This is a genomic window from Cobetia sp. D5, from assembly GCF_035666195.1.
GTDB lineage: Bacteria > Pseudomonadota > Gammaproteobacteria > Pseudomonadales > Halomonadaceae > Cobetia > Cobetia amphilecti.
Genome location: NZ_CP142020.1, coordinates 1,336,085 through 1,351,711, shown reverse-complemented (window position 1 = coordinate 1,351,711; position 15,627 = coordinate 1,336,085). Strand labels below are relative to the sequence as shown.

General features: G+C 64.2%; 14 protein-coding genes. 3 read left to right on the top strand and 11 right to left on the bottom strand.

The features are described from left to right. Positions 1 to 43 precede the first annotated feature (43 nt). A complete protein-coding gene (locus U0O11_RS05730; RefSeq protein ID WP_043334532.1) occupies positions 44 to 451 on the top strand; it encodes a GlcG/HbpS family heme-binding protein in 408 nt (135 codons plus the stop codon). A gap of 126 nt (positions 452 to 577) precedes the next feature. On the opposite strand, the gene U0O11_RS05725 is transcribed toward U0O11_RS05730, so the two are convergent. Further along, entirely contained in the window at positions 578 to 1,483 is a 906-nt protein-coding gene (locus tag U0O11_RS05725; RefSeq protein WP_324692036.1) for a LysR family transcriptional regulator, read from the bottom strand. A gap of 194 nt (positions 1,484 to 1,677) precedes the next feature. On the opposite strand from U0O11_RS05725, the gene mgrA reads away from it, so the two are divergent. Then, entirely contained in the window at positions 1,678 to 2,706 is a 1,029-nt protein-coding gene (gene mgrA / locus U0O11_RS05720) for an L-glyceraldehyde 3-phosphate reductase (RefSeq protein WP_213114295.1), read from the top strand. A gap of 124 nt (positions 2,707 to 2,830) precedes the next feature. Here the strand turns inward: mgrA and xylB are convergent, their stop codons facing one another. The 10 genes from xylB to U0O11_RS05670 all read right to left on the bottom strand — a co-directional run bounded on the left by xylB (position 2,831) and on the right by U0O11_RS05670 (position 14,213). Beyond that, positions 2,831 to 4,348 (bottom strand): xylulokinase, encoded by a 1,518-nt coding sequence (gene xylB, locus U0O11_RS05715; RefSeq protein WP_324692035.1) that lies wholly within the window; start codon positions 4,346 to 4,348, stop codon positions 2,831 to 2,833. Positions 4,349 to 4,372: 24 nt separating this feature from the next. Continuing rightward, entirely contained in the window at positions 4,373 to 5,074 is a 702-nt protein-coding gene (locus U0O11_RS05710; RefSeq protein WP_324692034.1) for a nucleoside/nucleotide kinase family protein, read from the bottom strand. 59 nt (positions 5,075 to 5,133) lie between these two features. Next, a complete protein-coding gene (locus U0O11_RS05705) occupies positions 5,134 to 5,979 on the bottom strand; it encodes an L-iditol 2-dehydrogenase (protein ID WP_324692033.1) in 846 nt (281 codons plus the stop codon). A 21-nt stretch (positions 5,980 to 6,000) separates the two neighbouring features. After that, positions 6,001 to 6,771 (bottom strand): HAD family hydrolase, encoded by a 771-nt coding sequence (locus tag U0O11_RS05700; RefSeq protein WP_324692032.1) that lies wholly within the window; start codon positions 6,769 to 6,771, stop codon positions 6,001 to 6,003. Further along, a complete protein-coding gene (locus tag U0O11_RS05695) occupies positions 6,768 to 8,015 on the bottom strand; it encodes an ABC transporter ATP-binding protein (RefSeq protein ID WP_324692031.1) in 1,248 nt (415 codons plus the stop codon). The genes U0O11_RS05700 and U0O11_RS05695 overlap by 4 nt, the downstream gene beginning before the upstream one ends. Before the next feature lie 221 nt (positions 8,016 to 8,236). Continuing rightward, a complete protein-coding gene (locus tag U0O11_RS05690; protein ID WP_043334580.1) occupies positions 8,237 to 9,121 on the bottom strand; it encodes a carbohydrate ABC transporter permease in 885 nt (294 codons plus the stop codon). Between the two features lie 31 nt (positions 9,122 to 9,152). Next, positions 9,153 to 10,040: a carbohydrate ABC transporter permease gene (locus U0O11_RS05685; protein ID WP_043334545.1), complete on the bottom strand. Its 888-nt coding sequence runs from the start codon at positions 10,038 to 10,040 to the stop codon at positions 9,153 to 9,155. Between the two features lie 219 nt (positions 10,041 to 10,259). Continuing rightward, positions 10,260 to 11,603, bottom strand: coding sequence for an ABC transporter substrate-binding protein (locus tag U0O11_RS05680; protein WP_324692030.1), 1,344 nt, complete (start codon positions 11,601 to 11,603; stop codon positions 10,260 to 10,262). 878 nt (positions 11,604 to 12,481) lie between these two features. Further along, positions 12,482 to 13,438, bottom strand: a complete 957-nt coding sequence (locus tag U0O11_RS05675; RefSeq protein ID WP_324692029.1) for a sugar-binding transcriptional regulator — start codon at positions 13,436 to 13,438, stop codon at positions 12,482 to 12,484. Between the two features lie 181 nt (positions 13,439 to 13,619). Beyond that, positions 13,620 to 14,213 (bottom strand): Yip1 family protein, encoded by a 594-nt coding sequence (locus tag U0O11_RS05670; RefSeq protein ID WP_082388794.1) that lies wholly within the window; start codon positions 14,211 to 14,213, stop codon positions 13,620 to 13,622. 322 nt (positions 14,214 to 14,535) lie between these two features. Here U0O11_RS05670 and U0O11_RS05665 point away from each other — a divergent pair, with 322 nt between their 5' ends. Next, positions 14,536 to 15,549, top strand: coding sequence for a TRAP transporter substrate-binding protein (locus U0O11_RS05665; RefSeq protein WP_324692028.1), 1,014 nt, complete (start codon positions 14,536 to 14,538; stop codon positions 15,547 to 15,549). Positions 15,550 to 15,627: the final 78 nt, after the last annotated feature.

The window sequence follows — 15,627 nt, the reverse complement described above, 5'->3', positions numbered from 1 at the left end:
CTCTTTCACTGTCCTTTTCCCTCACCACTGCCAAGGAAGCCCGATGATCACTCGCCACGTACTGACCCTCGCTGACGTCAATCAGATGCTGGACGCCGCCCAGAAGGAAGCCGAGGCCAATGGCTGGGCCGTCTCCATCGCCGTTGCCGACGATGGCGGCCACCCGCTGGGTCTGCGTCGCCTCGACGACACCCCGGCGATGACCGGCTACTTCGCCCAGGAGAAGGCCAAGAGCGCCGCCCTGGGTCGCCGCGAGACCCAGCTGTTCGAGGACTCCATCAACGGCGGACGCACCGCCTTCCTGTCAGCGCCGCAGCTTGAAGGCATGCTGGGCGGCGGCGTGCCGGTGATGGTCGAAGGCCAGATCGCCGGCAGCATCGGCGTGTCCGGCGTCAAGCCGGAGCAGGATGCCCAGATCGCCAAGGCCGGGGTCGCCGCGCTGGGCCTCTGAGGCCCCGCCAGCCTGGATAAAGAGGCCCCGCCAGGCTGGATAAAAGAGGCGAATGAAAAGACCGCCGCGCCCATCAGGGCACGGCGGTCTTTTTGCATACGCCACTCTTGCGCCTGTGTCTTTCCTTCACGCACCGCGAGGTGGCATGGCGGCTTCCACCGCCGCCATGAAGGCGCGCAGCTTGCCCGACTGCGGCAGGCGCTGGGGATAGAGCATGTAGATGCTGTTGGGTTCGCCCTCCTCATGCGCCAGCAGACGCACCAGACGGCCCTCGGCCAGCTCACGATCGACCAGATAATGGGCGACCCGGATGATGCCGGCATGACCCAGCGCCTGCTGCTTGAGCAGACGGTGATCATTGATGGCCAATCCCCCCGCGAGACTGACCTCACCACTGGCCAGCGGCCAGCCGGACTGCCCCGACCAGACGTGGCAGCGATGATCGCCAAGCGCCGCGGCCGTGTGCGGCGTGCCATGCGCGGCAAGATACTCGGGCGAGGCGCAGCAGCAGTGGACGTAATCGAGCAGGCGACGCGCGATCATGTTGTCAGGTGGCGTGCGCGTGGCGCGAAATGCCACATCAAATGGCTCACGGGTCAGGTCATGGCTCTCGTAACTGACGTCCAGACGCAGCTCGACCGCCGGATGGCGTGCCTGGAAGGCATTGCAGACCTCGACCAGATAACGCTCGGCGAACAGTACCGGCGCCGTGATGCGCAACACCCCGCTGTAGCCCTGACGCTCCGACTCACTCGTCTGCTCCAGGTCGTGTTCAAGCTCGCGCTCCAGTGCCAGCAACTCGCCATGTACCGACTGCATGCGCTGGCGAATGCGCTCGCCCTCCTCGGTAAGGCGTACCGCCCGCGTGGTGCGGATCAGCAAGGGCGCCCCGATGTCCTGCTCCAGCCGCCGCACCTGCTCGGAAAGATGAGCACGCGACACGCCCAGCGCCTTGGCCGCCCGGGTGAAGCTGAGGGCTTCCGCCACCTGAGCGAACAACATCAGTCGCTCCACCTGCTTGTGATGCCGCATTCTGCCTGCTCCTCATGTCAGTCACCCGAGGTTTGAGTGATCGAGCCTGCCACAGCATTGTATGCTCTGGCGAACAATCTATTCGTTCGCATGTGCTTATCAGACCTGCAGACGCGACCTAGACTGAAGGCGTCATTCGATGTCACCTCACCCCTGTGAGACATCGACGCCTCCACTCGTGAAAGGACTCCGCCATGCGCTATACCCCGGCTGAAGATCGCTACGAACGCATGCACTACCAGCGCTGCGGCAAGAGCGGCCTCAAACTGCCCCGCCTGTCACTGGGGCTCTGGCACAACTTCGGCAACAACGCCCACGAAGACAATGCGCGCGCCATCTGCCAGACCGCCTTCGATCTGGGCATCACCCACTTCGATCTGGCCAACAACTACGGGCCGCCGCCGGGCAGTGCCGAGGAAATGTTCGGTCGCATGCTCAAGCGTGATTTCGCCGGCTACCGCGATGAGATGGTGATCTCCACCAAGGCGGGCTATCACATGTGGCCTGGCCCCTACGGCGAATGGGGCAGCCGCAAGTACCTGCTCTCGAGCCTGGATCAGAGCCTCAAGCGCATGGACCTCGATTACGTCGACATCTTCTATTCGCACCGCTTCGATCCGGACACGCCGCTGGAAGAGACGATGGGGGCGCTGGACAGCGCCGTGCGCTCCGGCAAGGCGCTCTATGCAGGCATCTCCTCCTACAATGCCCAACGCACCCGCGAAGCCGCCGCCATCCTGCGCGAGCTGGGCACGCCGTGCATCATCCATCAGCCCAGCTATTCGATGATCAATCGCTGGATCGAGGAAGACGGCCTGCTCGACACCCTCGATGACGAGGGCATCGGCTCCATCGTGTTCTCGCCGCTGGCCCAGGGCGTGCTGACCAACAAGTATCTGGGCGGCGTACCACAGGATAGTCGTCTGGCACGCGGCGGAGCGATCAAGGAAGACCACCTCACCGAGGACAATCTGGAGCGGGTGCGCGCCCTCAACGCCATCGCCGAGCGCCGTGGCCAGTCGCTGGCCCAGATGGCCCTCGCCTGGGCGCTGCGTGGCAACCGCGTCACCACCGCACTGATCGGTGCCAGCCGTCCGGAACAGGTCAGCGATTGCGTCAAGGCGCTGGATCACCTCGACTTCACCCAGGCCGAGCTCGACGAGATCGACCGCTACGCCATCGATGGCGGCGTCAATCTATGGGCGCGCTCGTCCAATGCCTGAGCTCGTGCCTGAGCCGCGACTGATGCAGTGAAGCGCATGAAACACATCGCCCCCGCCGAGTGAGACTCGACGGGGGCGATGTGTTTGGCGTGACATGCTGATGTATTGAGCTCTGACAACGTGCTCAGCCGCCGGCGGCAATGCCGTGCTCGCTGGCCAGCAGCGCGCGGTAATCGGCGTAGCCCTTGCGGTAGGCGGCTACTTCTTCGGCCTGGGGCCGGGCGAGTGTCGCGTGATCCAGCGCGACCAGCCGCTCGCAGAGTTGCTCAAGCGTCTCGCCGTGGCGGCCTTGCCCCTCATTGCCTGACTGGCCCAGACACCAGCCCGCCTGAATCGCGGCGCCCAGGGCGGCGGCCTCGGTCACCTGCGGGCAGACCACCTCGAGGCCGAGAATGTCCGCCAGCATCTGACGCCACAGCGGGCTTTTGGCGCCACCGCCCACCAGGCGGATCTGGCGCGCCTCACTGCCCTGCGGCCCCATGCACTCGAGAGCGTAACGCAGGCCGTAACTTGCACCTTCCATGGTCGCGCGGCACAGGTTGGCCGGGGTGGCATTGCGGCTGTCCAACCCGTGGAAACTGGCCTGGGCACGCGGCAGCATCGGCACGCGTTCGCCATTGAAGAACGGCAGCACCTGCACGCCCTCGGCTCCGCGCGGGGCGCTTGCCACCTGGGCGGAGAAGGTGGCGATGTCGAAGCCGAACATCTCGCGTACCCGCGTGGTCGCCGATGTCACATTCATGGTGCACACCAGCGGCAGCCAGCCACCGTCGCTGGCGCTGAAACTGGCCACCTGAGGATCGCAGCCGGCTGGATAGTCCGCCGACCAGGCGCACACCGTGCCGGAGGTGCCCATGCTGAGCGTCACCCGCCCCGGCGCGATGTTGCCGGTACCGATGGCACTCATCATGTTGTCGCCGCCGCCGCTGGAGACGATGACGTCGTCACGCAGCCCGAAGCGCGCGGCGATCTCGGGGCGAATGCGCCCGGCCGGCTCGTGGGATTCGATCAATCGGGGCAGCACGCGCCGGGCGTCAAGCTCCGGGGCAATCTGCGCGAAGACATCCTGATGCCAGCAGCGCCGCCGCGTATCGAAATAGCCGGTGCCCGAGGCATCGCCGTATTCGGCGACGCGCTCGCCGGTCAGCCAGAAGTTGAGATAGTCATGCGGCAGCAGGATGCTGGCGATGCGCTGGTAGCGCTCGGGATGCTGCTCACGCAGCCAGGCGAGCTTGGAAGCGGTGTAGCCGGTCTGCAGCACCAGGCCGAGCGTCTCCAGACAGCCAGCCTCACCTCCCAGCGCCGCGATCAGTGCGGCATTGTGCTCGCTGGTCTCGGTGTCACACCACAGCTTGGCCGGATGGAGCGGCACACCGGTCTCATCCAGCACCACCATGCCATGCTGCTGACCGGACACTCCGATCGCCGTGATGCGCTGCGGGTCCAGCCGCGAGGCGGCCAGTGCATCAGCGAAGGCGCCCTCAAGCGCCGCCACCCAGTCCTGCGGGTCCTGCTCGCGGCGTCCGTTGGCACCTTCCTGCAGCGCATGACTGCGCTGGCCCTGGGCCACGATGCTGCCGCAGGCCGGATCGACGATCACCACCTTGGTACTCTGAGTCCCACAATCAACGCCTACCCACATGGGGCTCTCCCTGCCATCCGTCATTCAGCTGTCTTCCCCATCGGGGCCGATGGGGGCATTCGCGAGGCGCCAACGCCAGTCGGCGTTGAGCGAGTCCTGCTTGATCAGGTGCGCGTTGAGCATGTCCTTGTGATGGGTGCGCTCGTGGGCACCGCGGGCATCCTGGCCCATCTCGCGCCAGCGATGCAACAGACGCGGCACCAGCACCTCATCCTCGATATCCAGAAAGATGCTGATGTCGAACAAGCCGAGCAGCGCGTCCCAGGGCGCGTGGCGCAGCAGCAGATAGTTGCCCTCGACCAGCACGATGCGATGGTGAGTCTCGACCACGCGGCCACCGGCACGCGCCAGGTCCAGCGGACGATCGAAGACCGGCACGGCGACCGGGCCATCATCGGCGCGCACCCTGACGAGATCATGATAGAGCCCGCGCGCATCGAAGGTCTCCGGTGCGCCCTTGACGTAGAGCAGGCCCTGCGGCGCCAGCACGGCGTTGTCGTAGTGATAGCCATCCATCGGCACCACCACGGCGATGCCGGGTTCCAGCGCATTGAGGGTCTCGCATAGGGATTCCGACAACGTCGACTTGCCCGCCGCCGGCGGGCCGGCGAGGGCCACGATGGTACGTGTGCGCTGACTGGAGGCGTGTTCCGCCAGCACACGGCTGGCCATGTCGTCCAATGAGGGCGACATGTGGGCCAGGCGAGAATCGGGTAAAGATGTCACGTGACTACCTCATTCATGGATGCGCACCCTTGCAGCGGGACGGAAGGTGTCTCTCATCCTTAGCTCATCCAGTTGCCACCGTCGACATTGAGTGTCTGGGCGACGACGAAATCGCTGTCTTCACAGGCCAGAAATACCGCGGCGCCGGCGTGGTCATCCGGCAGCCCCATGCGTCCATAGGGTACCGCCTCACCGACCAGACGTTTCTTCTCGCCCAGCGGGCGCTGTTCATGATGGGCGAACAGCGCATCGACCTGATCCCACATCGGCGTGTCGACCACGCCCGGCGCGATGCCATTGACATTGATGCCATGGCGGATGAGATCAAGCCCGCAGGACTGGGTCAGGCTGATCACGGCAGCCTTGGAGGCACAATAGGCGCTGACCAGCGCCTCGCCGCGTCGTCCGGCCTGCGAGGCCATGTTGATGATCTTGCCGCCCTGCCCGCGCTCGACCATCGTTCTGGCCACCGCCTGCAGAGTGAAGAACAGGCCTTCGACATTGACCGCCAGCTGGTGGCGCAGCATGCCCTCGCTGACCTCCAGCACCGGCGCCATGGCGAAGACGGCGGCATTGTTGACCAGGATATCGATCGGCCCCAATTGTGCCTGCACGCATTCCAGCATGCTCTGACGCGAGACGCTCGACGTCACGTCCAGCGTCACCGCCAGGACGCGTGCCTGCGGCCCGACCTGCTCGCGCAGCTGCTGGGCGGCGCGCTCCGCCGCCTCGCCGTTGATGTCCGCCAGCGCCACATAGGCGCCTTCGGCGACATAGCGAGTGGCGATGGCCAGGCCGATACCGCCCGCAGCGCCGGTGACCACCGCCACCTTGCCGGCGAGTCGGGCGCTGCGCGGCGAGGTCAGCGGCTCATTATTATTGGCCGACTCGGATAGCCTCTGCATGTTGTCACTCCCTGACGGTGCTCATGTGGCGCTCAGGTCGCTGGCCTGACCGATACGCAGCTGACTGATCAGACCACTGACCTCCTCCATGCTTGCACGGCTCTGCCAGGCACCCGCCTCCAGCTGACGTTGGGCGTGGCCCGGCGGAATATGCCCGGCGCCGGTGAAGCCGATCACGCGCAGACCGGCCGCGACCGCCGCGCTGACGCCGGCGAGGCTATCCTCGATCACCACGCACTCCTGGGCATCACGTCCCAGCTGACGCAGCGCCAGCTGATAGACGTCCGGCGCGGGCTTGGGTCGCGCGACCTGCTCGGCCGTGAAGAGCGGCACAGAGCCCAGCCAGCGATCCAGACCGGTGGCGGCCAGCGAGGCGCGCACCCGCCGCTCGGCGCTGTTGGACACGATCGCCACGGCCACGCCATTCGCCAACAGCCCGCCAAGCAGTTCCGCCATGCCGCTGATGGGCGCAAGTTCCTTCGCCAGACGTGACTCGATGGCGTGGTCGATGCGCTCCATCGCCTGCGGCGGCAGGGTGTGAGCACTCATGGCCTCCAGATGGCCCAGGATGGCCTCGGTGGTCATGCCCAGTGCCGCGCGCAGCTCGGCCTCGGTGTCGAGGTCCGGCAGCCACTCACCCAGCTGACGCGACAGCTCCTCCTCGGCCAGCACTTCGCTGTCCACCAGCACGCCGTCACAATCGAAGATCACCTGCTGCAAGGGTGTACTCATCTCATCATCCTTTCTGGCCTCAAGATCCCCGGCTTCCAGATTCTCGGCTGCGCGGTTCATGCGCGGGCTTCCTGTGCGGCGCTGGCACTGGACAGGGAATTGTCCTGACGCGTCAGGCTGGTCAGCGGGTGACGGTTGAGATTCTGCAGCGCCAGCCCTTCACGGGTGAAGAGATGCGCACGCTCGGTATCGAATCCGTAGCGGATGCTGTCACCCACGCGGCTGTTGACGTCGCCATCCGCCATCAGGATCCAGCCGCTGTCGGACTGCTCGTCGGACTTGAGGCCGCCGATCGGCGTGTCGCCGGAACCATCCGGAGTCGCCAGGTACAGGGAGGTCACCCCGCCCAGACGCTCGATGACCTGAACCTGGCCGCTGAACGGGCCTTGCGCGTCGAGCATCAGGTGCTCGGGGCGCACGCCCAGCGTCAGGCTGTCACCGACGATGACCGAGGCACCATCCTCGGTCTGGCTCGCCACCGGAATCAGGCGCTCGCTGCCATCGGGCAGGCGCACCGTGACGCCCTCGCCGGCCACGCCAGTGACGGTGATGTCGAGGAAGTTCATCTTCGGCGAGCCGATGAAGCCGGCCACGAAGCGGTTGCGCGGGTGATGGTAGAGCTCCATCGGCGAGCCGACCTGCTCGACCACGCCGCCCTGCAGCACGACGATCTTGTCGGCCATGGTCATGGCCTCGACCTGGTCGTGGGTCACGTAGATCATGGTCGCCTTGAGCTCGGCATGCAGGCGCGCCAGCTCGATGCGCATCTGCACCCGCAGCGCGGCGTCCAGGTTGGAGAGCGGCTCATCGAACAGGAAGATGCTCGGGTTGCGCACGATGGCGCGGCCGATGGCGACACGCTGACGCTGACCACCGGAGAGTGCCTTGGGCTTGCGGTCCAGCAGCGGCCCGAGCTGCAGCACCTCGGCGGCGGCGTTGACCTTCTCGGCGCGCTCCTCCTTGGAGACGCCGGCGAGCTTGAGGCTGAAGCCCATGTTCTCGCCCACCGTCATGTGCGGATAGAGCGCGTAGCTCTGGAACACCATCGCCAGGCCGCGCTCGGCCGGGCCGATATCGTTCATGCGCTTGCCATCGATCAGGATGTCACCGGAGGTCGCGTTCTCGAGACCGGCGATCATGCGCATCAGCGTGGACTTGCCGCAACCGGACGGGCCGACGAAGACCACGAATTCCTGGTCCTTCACTTCCAGGTCGACTCCCTTGATGACCTGGGTGGTGGAGGCGCTGGCGCCGCTGCCGGAGGTGAATTCCTTGACGATGTTCTTGAGCGTGAGTGTGGACATGGGAAGTTTCCTTATCCGCACCTGCCCGAGGGCAGGTGATGGCAAATTTGGGTGGCATGGCAAGGGTGCAACATGCGTGTGGCTCTCGGCCGCCTGCGCTGATCTGCTCTCAGTCAATGTTCATCAGCCAATGTTCATCAGCCAATGTGGCGCAGGCGGCGTACCTCTCTGTGGCTTATGCGTCTTGCGTGTGCGTCTTGCATGTCTCTGACTGGCGCGGGTTACTTGACGGCGCCGAAGGTCAGGCCGCGTACCATCTGCTTCTGGGTCATCCAGCCGAAGATCAGGATCGGCGCGATGGCGAGCGTGGAAGCCGCGGACAGCTTGGCCCAGAACAGCCCCTCAGGACTGGAGAAGGACGCGATGTAGGCAGTCAGCGGTGCGGCGTTGGAGGTGGTCAGGTTCAGGCTCCAGAACGCCTCGTTCCAGCTCAGGATCACGCACAGCAGACCGGTGGAAGCGATGCCCGGCAGGGTCAGCGGCAGCAGCAGGTGGAAGATCTCCTGCAGGGTGCTGGCGCCATCCATGCGCCCGGCTTCGAGGATGTCCTTGGGAATGTCCTTGAAGAAGGTGTAGAGCATCCAGACCACGATCGGCAGGTTCATCAGCATGTAGATGATGATCAGGCCGGTGCGGCTATCCAGCAGTCCCAGATCGCGGAAGATCAGGTAGACCGGCAGCAGCACGCCCACGGACGGCAGCATCTTGGTCGACAGCATCCACAGCAGTGTCCCCTGGGTGCGCTTGGTGGGCAGGAAGGCCATCGAGTAGGCGGACGGAATCGCGATCAGCAGCGCCAGCAGCGTTGCCCCGAGCGAGATCACCACACTGTTGAGGGCGTACTTGAAGTAGTCCGCACGTGCCTGGATCTCGATATAGCCCTCGACGCTGGGCGTGAAGAACAGGCTGGGCGGCGTGGCGATCGCCTCGGCCTCGGTCTTGAAGCTGGTGAGGATCATCCAGAAGATCGGGAAGAACATCACCAGCGCGATGGTCCAGGCCACCAGGGTCAGGACAAGCTTCTTGTTGATCACGCTGCGGCGCGCGCGACTGGCGCTGACGGCAGCGCTGGCGGCGGCCACGGAATTGGAAGTTGAAGTCGACATCATTGAGTCTCCCTGTGCTGAGCGCTTGTCATCAGTTCTCGAGATTCTTGGCGACGGTACGCACCAGGAAGAAGGCCACGATATTGGCCAGGATGATGGCGATCACGCCACCGGCGGAGGCACCACCCACATCGAAGTCCAGCAGGGCGCGGATGTAGATCAGGTACGCCAGGTTGGTCGAGGCAAGCCCCGGACCACCGGAGGTGGTGACGAAGATCTCGGCGAAGATGGTCAGCAGGAAGATCATCTCGATCATCACCACGACGCTGATGGCACGCTTGAGGTGCGGCAGGGTGATGTAGAAGAAGATCGCCACCGGCCCTGCCCCGTCCATGCGCGCCGCCTCGACCTGGTCGTCATCGAGTGACTGGATGGCGGTCAGCAGGATCAACACCGCGAACGGCAGCCACTGCCAGGTGACGATGATCACGATGGAGGTCAGCGGCAGGCTGGCGAACCAGTCGATGGCCGGCAGACCGAACAGCCCGGCGACCCAGGCCAGAATGCCGTTGACCGGGTGCATCATCATGTTCTTCCACACCAGGGCACTCACGGTGGGCATGATGAAGAACGGCGCGATCACGAACAGGCGCGCGACGCCGCGGCCGAAGAATTCCTGCTGCAGCAATACCGCCAGCAGCGTGCCGCCGACCACGGTGGCGACCAGCACCCAGCCCACCAGCAGCAAGGTGTTGCCCATGGCGGTCCACAGGGACGGGTCGGTCAGCAGGTAGTAATAGTTGTCGACGCCGGCAAAGCCGGACACCGACGGCATCATCAGGTTGTAACGCTGGAAGGAGAACCACAGGGTCATGACCAGTGGTACCAGCATCCACATCAACAACAGGCTTACGGCTGGGGCTTGCAGCGACAGGGTTCGCAATCCCCCGACGGTGCGTCCGGATGCTCTCGTGCGCATGGTGAGTCCTTCGATACGGTGAGGAAGTCAGGCAATGCGGTGGGCTTCAGGCCGAGGCTCCCCGTGCCACGCCGCGAGGGCGTTGCAGGAGTCTCGAGAGGAAGGGGGTACCGCGGGTGCCGGACGGGGCTCCCGCCGTGCTTCGAGTCAATCTCTGTTGAGGCTCTAGGCAAGACGGGAGGCCGTTGCAACGTTCAGATCAGATCGGTTGGGATCAGATCAGTAGCCCGACTGGCGCATGGTGCGCTCGGTGGAACGCTGGGCTGAGGACAGTGCCTGCTCGACCGACATCTGGCCGGCCAGCGCCGCGGCGATCATCTGACCCACCTGGGTACCGATGGACTGGAATTCCGGGATGGTCACCATCTGCACGCCGACATAGGGCACCGGCTCCAGCGTCGGATCGGTCGGGTCGGCACTGGTGATGGCGTCCATCACGAAGCCGGCGAAGGGTGCGGCGTCCTTGTAGGACTGGTTCTCGTAGGTGGAGACACGGGTGCCCGGCGGAATGCTGGCCCAACCTTCACGCTCGCCGACCAGGTTCACGTATTCCCGGGAAGTGGCCCAGGTGATGAAGGTCTGGGCGGCATCCTTGGACTTGGAGGATTCCGGAATCGCCAGCGCCCAGGACCACAGCCAATGCGAGCCCTTCTCCGTCTTGGCGATCGGTGCCGGCGCGAAGCCCAGCTTGTCGGCCACGGAAGATTCCTTCGGGTTGTAGAGCTTGCCGGCCGCCGAGGTAGCATCGACCCACATGCCGCACTTGCCGCTGGAGAACAATGCCAGGTTCTCGTTGAAGCCGTTGGAAGTCGCGCCCGGCGGGCCGTACTTGCCCATCATGTCGACGTAGAAGTTGATGGCCTCGCTCCAGGCCGGGGAATCCAGCTGCGGCTCCCACTCCTCATTGAACCAGCGACCGCCGAAGCTGTTGACCATGGTGCCCAACACCGCCATGTTCTCGCCCCAGCCCGGCTTGCCGCGCAGGCAGATGCCGTAGACACCTTCATCCGCGGAGTTGAGCTTGGCGGCCCAGTCGTTGACCTGGCTCCAGGTCGGCTGCTCGGGCATCTCGATACCGGCCTGCTCGAAGAGGTCCTTGCGGTAGTAGAGCATGGAGCTTTCGCCATAGAACGGCAGCGCGTAGAGGCCTTTCTTCTCGCCTTCGGTCACGCTCAGACCATCACGCACCGGCTTGATCAGGTCATCGACCTGATAGTCCTCCGGCAGGTTGTCGAGCTTGGTCAGCCAGCCATGCTTGGCCCAGATAGGCACTTCATAGGTGCCGATGGTCATGACATCGAACTGGCCACCCTGGGTCGCCACATCGGTGGTCAGACGCTGACGCAGCACGTTCTCTTCCAGTACCACCCAGTCGAGGGTGATGTCCGGATGCGCCTTCTCGAATTCGCTGGTCAGGCTCTGCATGACCACCATGTCGGCGTTGTTGACGGTCGCGACGGTGATGGTCTCGGCACTGACCTGGGCGCTGAGCGGCGCCAGGGCAGCGACACTGGCGAGCGAGAGCAGATGACGGCGGGACTTGGTGATGTGAGGTAGGCGCATGAGGGCACTCCATCGGGGCGTTATTGGCATTGTTCTTTTCGAGGGCAGCGGCGCCTTGAGCACCGATACCTTCCCATCAACCGGCTTGGTGAACGGATGTCCTGGCGAGACATCGCGACGCAAACACGTTCGATCAAAACGTCATTCAGTGAACAAATGATCGGATCAGACCTGTGAAAAAGCAAACCCTGAAGCGCTATACCTTGGGCTATACAACCTTGGGATCTGATCCTTTGGGTGTAGGCCACAAGGCGGCTTGGCCACTGAGCTTGCGTGCAGTTCAGCATAGACAGACATTAGCGTTAAACGAAACAACGCAGACCACGATTGCCGCCCCGATTCTTTATCATTGAGGCGAACAAACGTATTCGATTGTCAGACAAGAGAAGGCAGTGTTCGCCGCAAACGTCGTTCCTCCGACGCGAGGATGGGAGAACGAAGAGAAAATAAAGAGAGGACAAAGAGCGAACCAAGAGAGAGCAAAGAGAGAGCAAAGGGCAAGAAAAAACGCAGGTATCGCGAGGAAATAGCAAAGGAATGGCGAAGGAGTGACGGAGAAATAGCAGAGCAATAGCGCCGGGAAGGTAACGGAAGCGCCTGGGCATCGCGCGAGCATCGCGCGGGCTACGACAATGCTGAACCCTGGCTAAGATAACGACACCGCGAACGACACAAAGAACGACACCAGGCGCAAGGCATGGGGCCATGCGCCCCGCCCTGCTCCCGATGACTCGCTCGGCGCCTTGTACGGCGTCTTGTGCGGACTGTATCCACGGGAGCCTGTCATCGGGAGCCGATCGTCAAGCGCAAGCCATCAGCAGAAAACCATCAGGCTGCAGACATCTCGATGAAACTGTACGAAGACGGCAGTTCTCTGCTCACTCCTTGAGGGCCGAGCAGACCCGCTGGGCGGCCACCTCGTCGATGATCAGCCCCTGCAGCCAACCACCGCGCAACGCACTCAGGATGGCCGGCACCTTGTCGTGCCCGCCCGCCAGCCCGATCAGCGGCTGCGCCTTGAGCGAGGTCAGCGGCACACTGGTAATGCGCTGCGCCAGCGGGCAATCGATCAGCCGGCCATGGGTGTCCAGCGGCCAGCCCATCAACTCGCCCACGGCACCGACTTCCATCAGCTCATCGCGCTCGGCGGCGCTGATGAACTGATCCTGGAACAGCGTCGCCTGGGCATCGAGACGCCCGATGCCGATCATGCCCACATCGGCCTCACAGGCGACCTTGAACACCGCCTTGACCAGATTCTGCCCCTGCAGCGACTCCTTCTCCTCGATGCTGGCCGCCACCACGGGCGCGGGTAGCAGGAAGCGATCAGCGCCGATCTTGTCCGCCAGCAGCATCACGCCGTCATAGCGGTTGGATGAGCCATCCAGCGCCACATTGCCGACCAGTGACACGATGCGATGCTGGGGGCGCTCGCTGCGACTCAGCGCTTCCACCGCCGCGCGCACCGCACGTCCGGTGCTCAGTGAGATGGTCTGCGGCTGCTGGCGACCGAGATAGAACGCCAGACGCTCGGCACCCGCCACCGCCAGATACTCCGCGATGCTCTCCGGTGACTGGGTGTCAGAGGGCACCACATCGCAGAAGCTCAGCCCGAAGTGCTCCACCAGCGTATCCGACAGCGCCATGCTGCTGGCCACGGGATGATCGATGGAGATCTTGACCAGCCGCTCCTGGCGCGCCAACGACAGCAGGCGCTGCACGCCGGGGCGCGACACCCCCAGCTGAACCGCGATGTCGTCCTGGGTCCGTCCACCGACATATGACAACCATGCAGCCCGCGCAGCCTGCTCCAGTCGCTGTTCAAACTTGTCCATGCGCTTTCTTCCACACTGTCGATTGAGTCCAACACTTTCCACGCCGCCGCCACCGAGCACAAGTGCCACGCGCCAACCCGTGCACGAAACGACAACGCCCCGCCGATGAAGGCGAGGCGTTGCAGAGACGCTTTTTCGCGCCGATGGCATCAGCAGACTGACGCCTACGTGCCGCGAAGGACTACATGAACCAGCGTGCGCCATACCCCCACAGCAGCACGGTGACCGCCAGCAGGCCCTCGAGAACCAGCACCCCGATCCCCAGTGTCGACCCGGTGACGAGGAAGCCTTCCTTGTTGGAGATGTCGAGCAGTGGCGGAATGCCCAGATACAGCAGGTATGCGCTGTAACACAGGCCAATGGTGCCCGCGAGGATACACACCCAGATGACGGGATAGAGCGCGACCAGCCCCGCGAGGAACATCGGCGTGGCGACATAGCCCGCGAAGATGATGCAACGCCGGCGGCTGGGGTGCCCCGAGAAACGCTGCGATAGCATGTGGATGACAGTGCCCATGAAGCCGATCGCTGTCAGTATGGCGATATAGAATGCGATACCGGCGAAGAAGGCATCCAGTGGCTCCAGAAGAATGGCGTGGCCTTCCGTCAGGCTCCAACCGAACTGCGTGGTCCCGATATAGGCACAGATGACAGGCACCAGCGCCATGAGCAGCACATGGTGTGCGTAGAGGTGGGTGATGGATTCGTGTTCCTTGCGGATGGTCTGCCATTCCCGTTGCGGATGCGCCATCAAGCCCCATACGTGGGTCAGCATGTGGTCTACCTCCCGTTGACAGTCGTCGACAATCCGGCCATGCGGTCCCGGCGCGGAGTTCGTGTCAGGGCAGTTGCACAGCCATGTTCTGAGCGTAGACCACATTGCGCCAACTGGCAGTTCAACGCCCGTTGCTCCTGCCGAATCGTGCCGGTGCAGGCGTGAAACAGGCCAACGAGGGAAGCGTTGACCAAGACAGCGACAGCACGCCCTGCACTTTTGAGGGATACTTGATTTACCCCCTATGGATGGATGACGACGAATGCCAATCGGACAGCGTAGCGGTATGAAGGCAGTGCTTGTCATGCAGGGAGTGCTCGACATGAAGAGAATGTTCGGCATCAAGAGAACGCTCGGCGTGAGCCTGGCAGTGGGCCTTGCCACCCTGGGCACGCCCGCCCAGGCGGAGCCTGTCGAGCTGACCATGAGCCGCGAATACGGCCCCCAGACCATGATGGGCCAGCGCGCCCAGCAGTTCGTCGATCAGGTAGCATCGCTCAGCGGGGGCGAGCTCGCGATCACCTTCGGAGAGGGCCCGCTGAGTCGGCTGCGCTCGGTGAATCACCTCGAGGCCATCAACGCCGACATCATCCAGCTGGCCGATTCGCACAGCGGCGCGCTGGCCGCCGATATGCCGCTGTTCGGCCTCAGCTCGCTGCCGACTCTGGTCGATGACCCGCATCAGGCGCGCGAACTCTACCGCCTGGCGCGCCCCAGCTATGAAGCGCTGCTGGAAGAGCATGACCAGATTCTGCTCTACGCCCTGCCCTGGCCGCCCAGCGGGCTGTGGTCGCGCAAGCCGATCACCACACGCGATGATCTCCGGGGCGTGCCCGTGCGGGCCTACGACCGCAATACCCAACGCGTACTGCTCAACCTTGGCGCCATCGCCACCGTGCTGGGCTGGGAGCCGATGCAGCAGCAACTGGCCGAAGGCCGTATCGAGGCGGTGATGACCTCGGCCCTGGGCGGCCTGACGGCTGAGCTCAACCGCACGCTGGACCACTACACCGCGCTGCAATACGCCATGCCGCTCAATATCGTTCACATGAGCCGGTCACGCTTCGAGGCGCTCGACGACAGCCAGCGCGAGGCCCTTCTCAGCGCCGCGACCGAGATTGAAGACACCAGCTGGAACGCCATCGCCAGCGTCCTGGAGCAGACCCATGCCCAGCTGGAAGAGGCCGGCGTGACGGTCAGCAATCCGCTCTCGCCCGAACTCAAGCGCTCACTGGCACGCGCCAGTGTCAGCGTGATCGAGAGCTGGCGCAGCAAGGTTGACCTCGAGGAAAGCGAACTGCTGGATCGCTATCTCGCACAACGCGATGCCCTCTGAGTCAGGCGCGCGCCCACGCCACCGACCTTGGCCATGACGGCCACCCCACGCGGCAACCTCTCCCGACAGCGCAGGGAA

What these genes read in the sequence shown, in the direction of transcription:
- U0O11_RS05730 (WP_043334532.1), top strand. Translation starts at nt 44, where the DNA reads ATGATCACTCGCCACGTACTGACCCTCGCTGACGTCAATCAGATGCTG.
- U0O11_RS05725 (WP_324692036.1), bottom strand. Translation starts at nt 1,483, where the DNA reads ATGCGGCATCACAAGCAGGTGGAGCGACTGATGTTGTTCGCTCAGGTG.
- mgrA (WP_213114295.1), top strand. Translation starts at nt 1,678, where the DNA reads ATGCGCTATACCCCGGCTGAAGATCGCTACGAACGCATGCACTACCAG.
- xylB (WP_324692035.1), bottom strand. Translation starts at nt 4,348, where the DNA reads ATGTGGGTAGGCGTTGATTGTGGGACTCAGAGTACCAAGGTGGTGATC.
- U0O11_RS05705 (WP_324692033.1), bottom strand. Translation starts at nt 5,979, where the DNA reads ATGCAGAGGCTATCCGAGTCGGCCAATAATAATGAGCCGCTGACCTCG.
- U0O11_RS05700 (WP_324692032.1), bottom strand. Translation starts at nt 6,771, where the DNA reads ATGAACCGCGCAGCCGAGAATCTGGAAGCCGGGGATCTTGAGGCCAGA.
- U0O11_RS05695 (WP_324692031.1), bottom strand. Translation starts at nt 8,015, where the DNA reads ATGTCCACACTCACGCTCAAGAACATCGTCAAGGAATTCACCTCCGGC.
- U0O11_RS05690 (WP_043334580.1), bottom strand. Translation starts at nt 9,121, where the DNA reads ATGTCGACTTCAACTTCCAATTCCGTGGCCGCCGCCAGCGCTGCCGTC.
- U0O11_RS05685 (WP_043334545.1), bottom strand. Translation starts at nt 10,040, where the DNA reads ATGCGCACGAGAGCATCCGGACGCACCGTCGGGGGATTGCGAACCCTG.
- U0O11_RS05680 (WP_324692030.1), bottom strand. Translation starts at nt 11,603, where the DNA reads ATGCGCCTACCTCACATCACCAAGTCCCGCCGTCATCTGCTCTCGCTC.
- U0O11_RS05675 (WP_324692029.1), bottom strand. Translation starts at nt 13,438, where the DNA reads ATGGACAAGTTTGAACAGCGACTGGAGCAGGCTGCGCGGGCTGCATGG.
- U0O11_RS05670 (WP_082388794.1), bottom strand. Translation starts at nt 14,213, where the DNA reads ATGCTGACCCACGTATGGGGCTTGATGGCGCATCCGCAACGGGAATGG.
- U0O11_RS05665 (WP_324692028.1), top strand. Translation starts at nt 14,536, where the DNA reads ATGAAGAGAATGTTCGGCATCAAGAGAACGCTCGGCGTGAGCCTGGCA.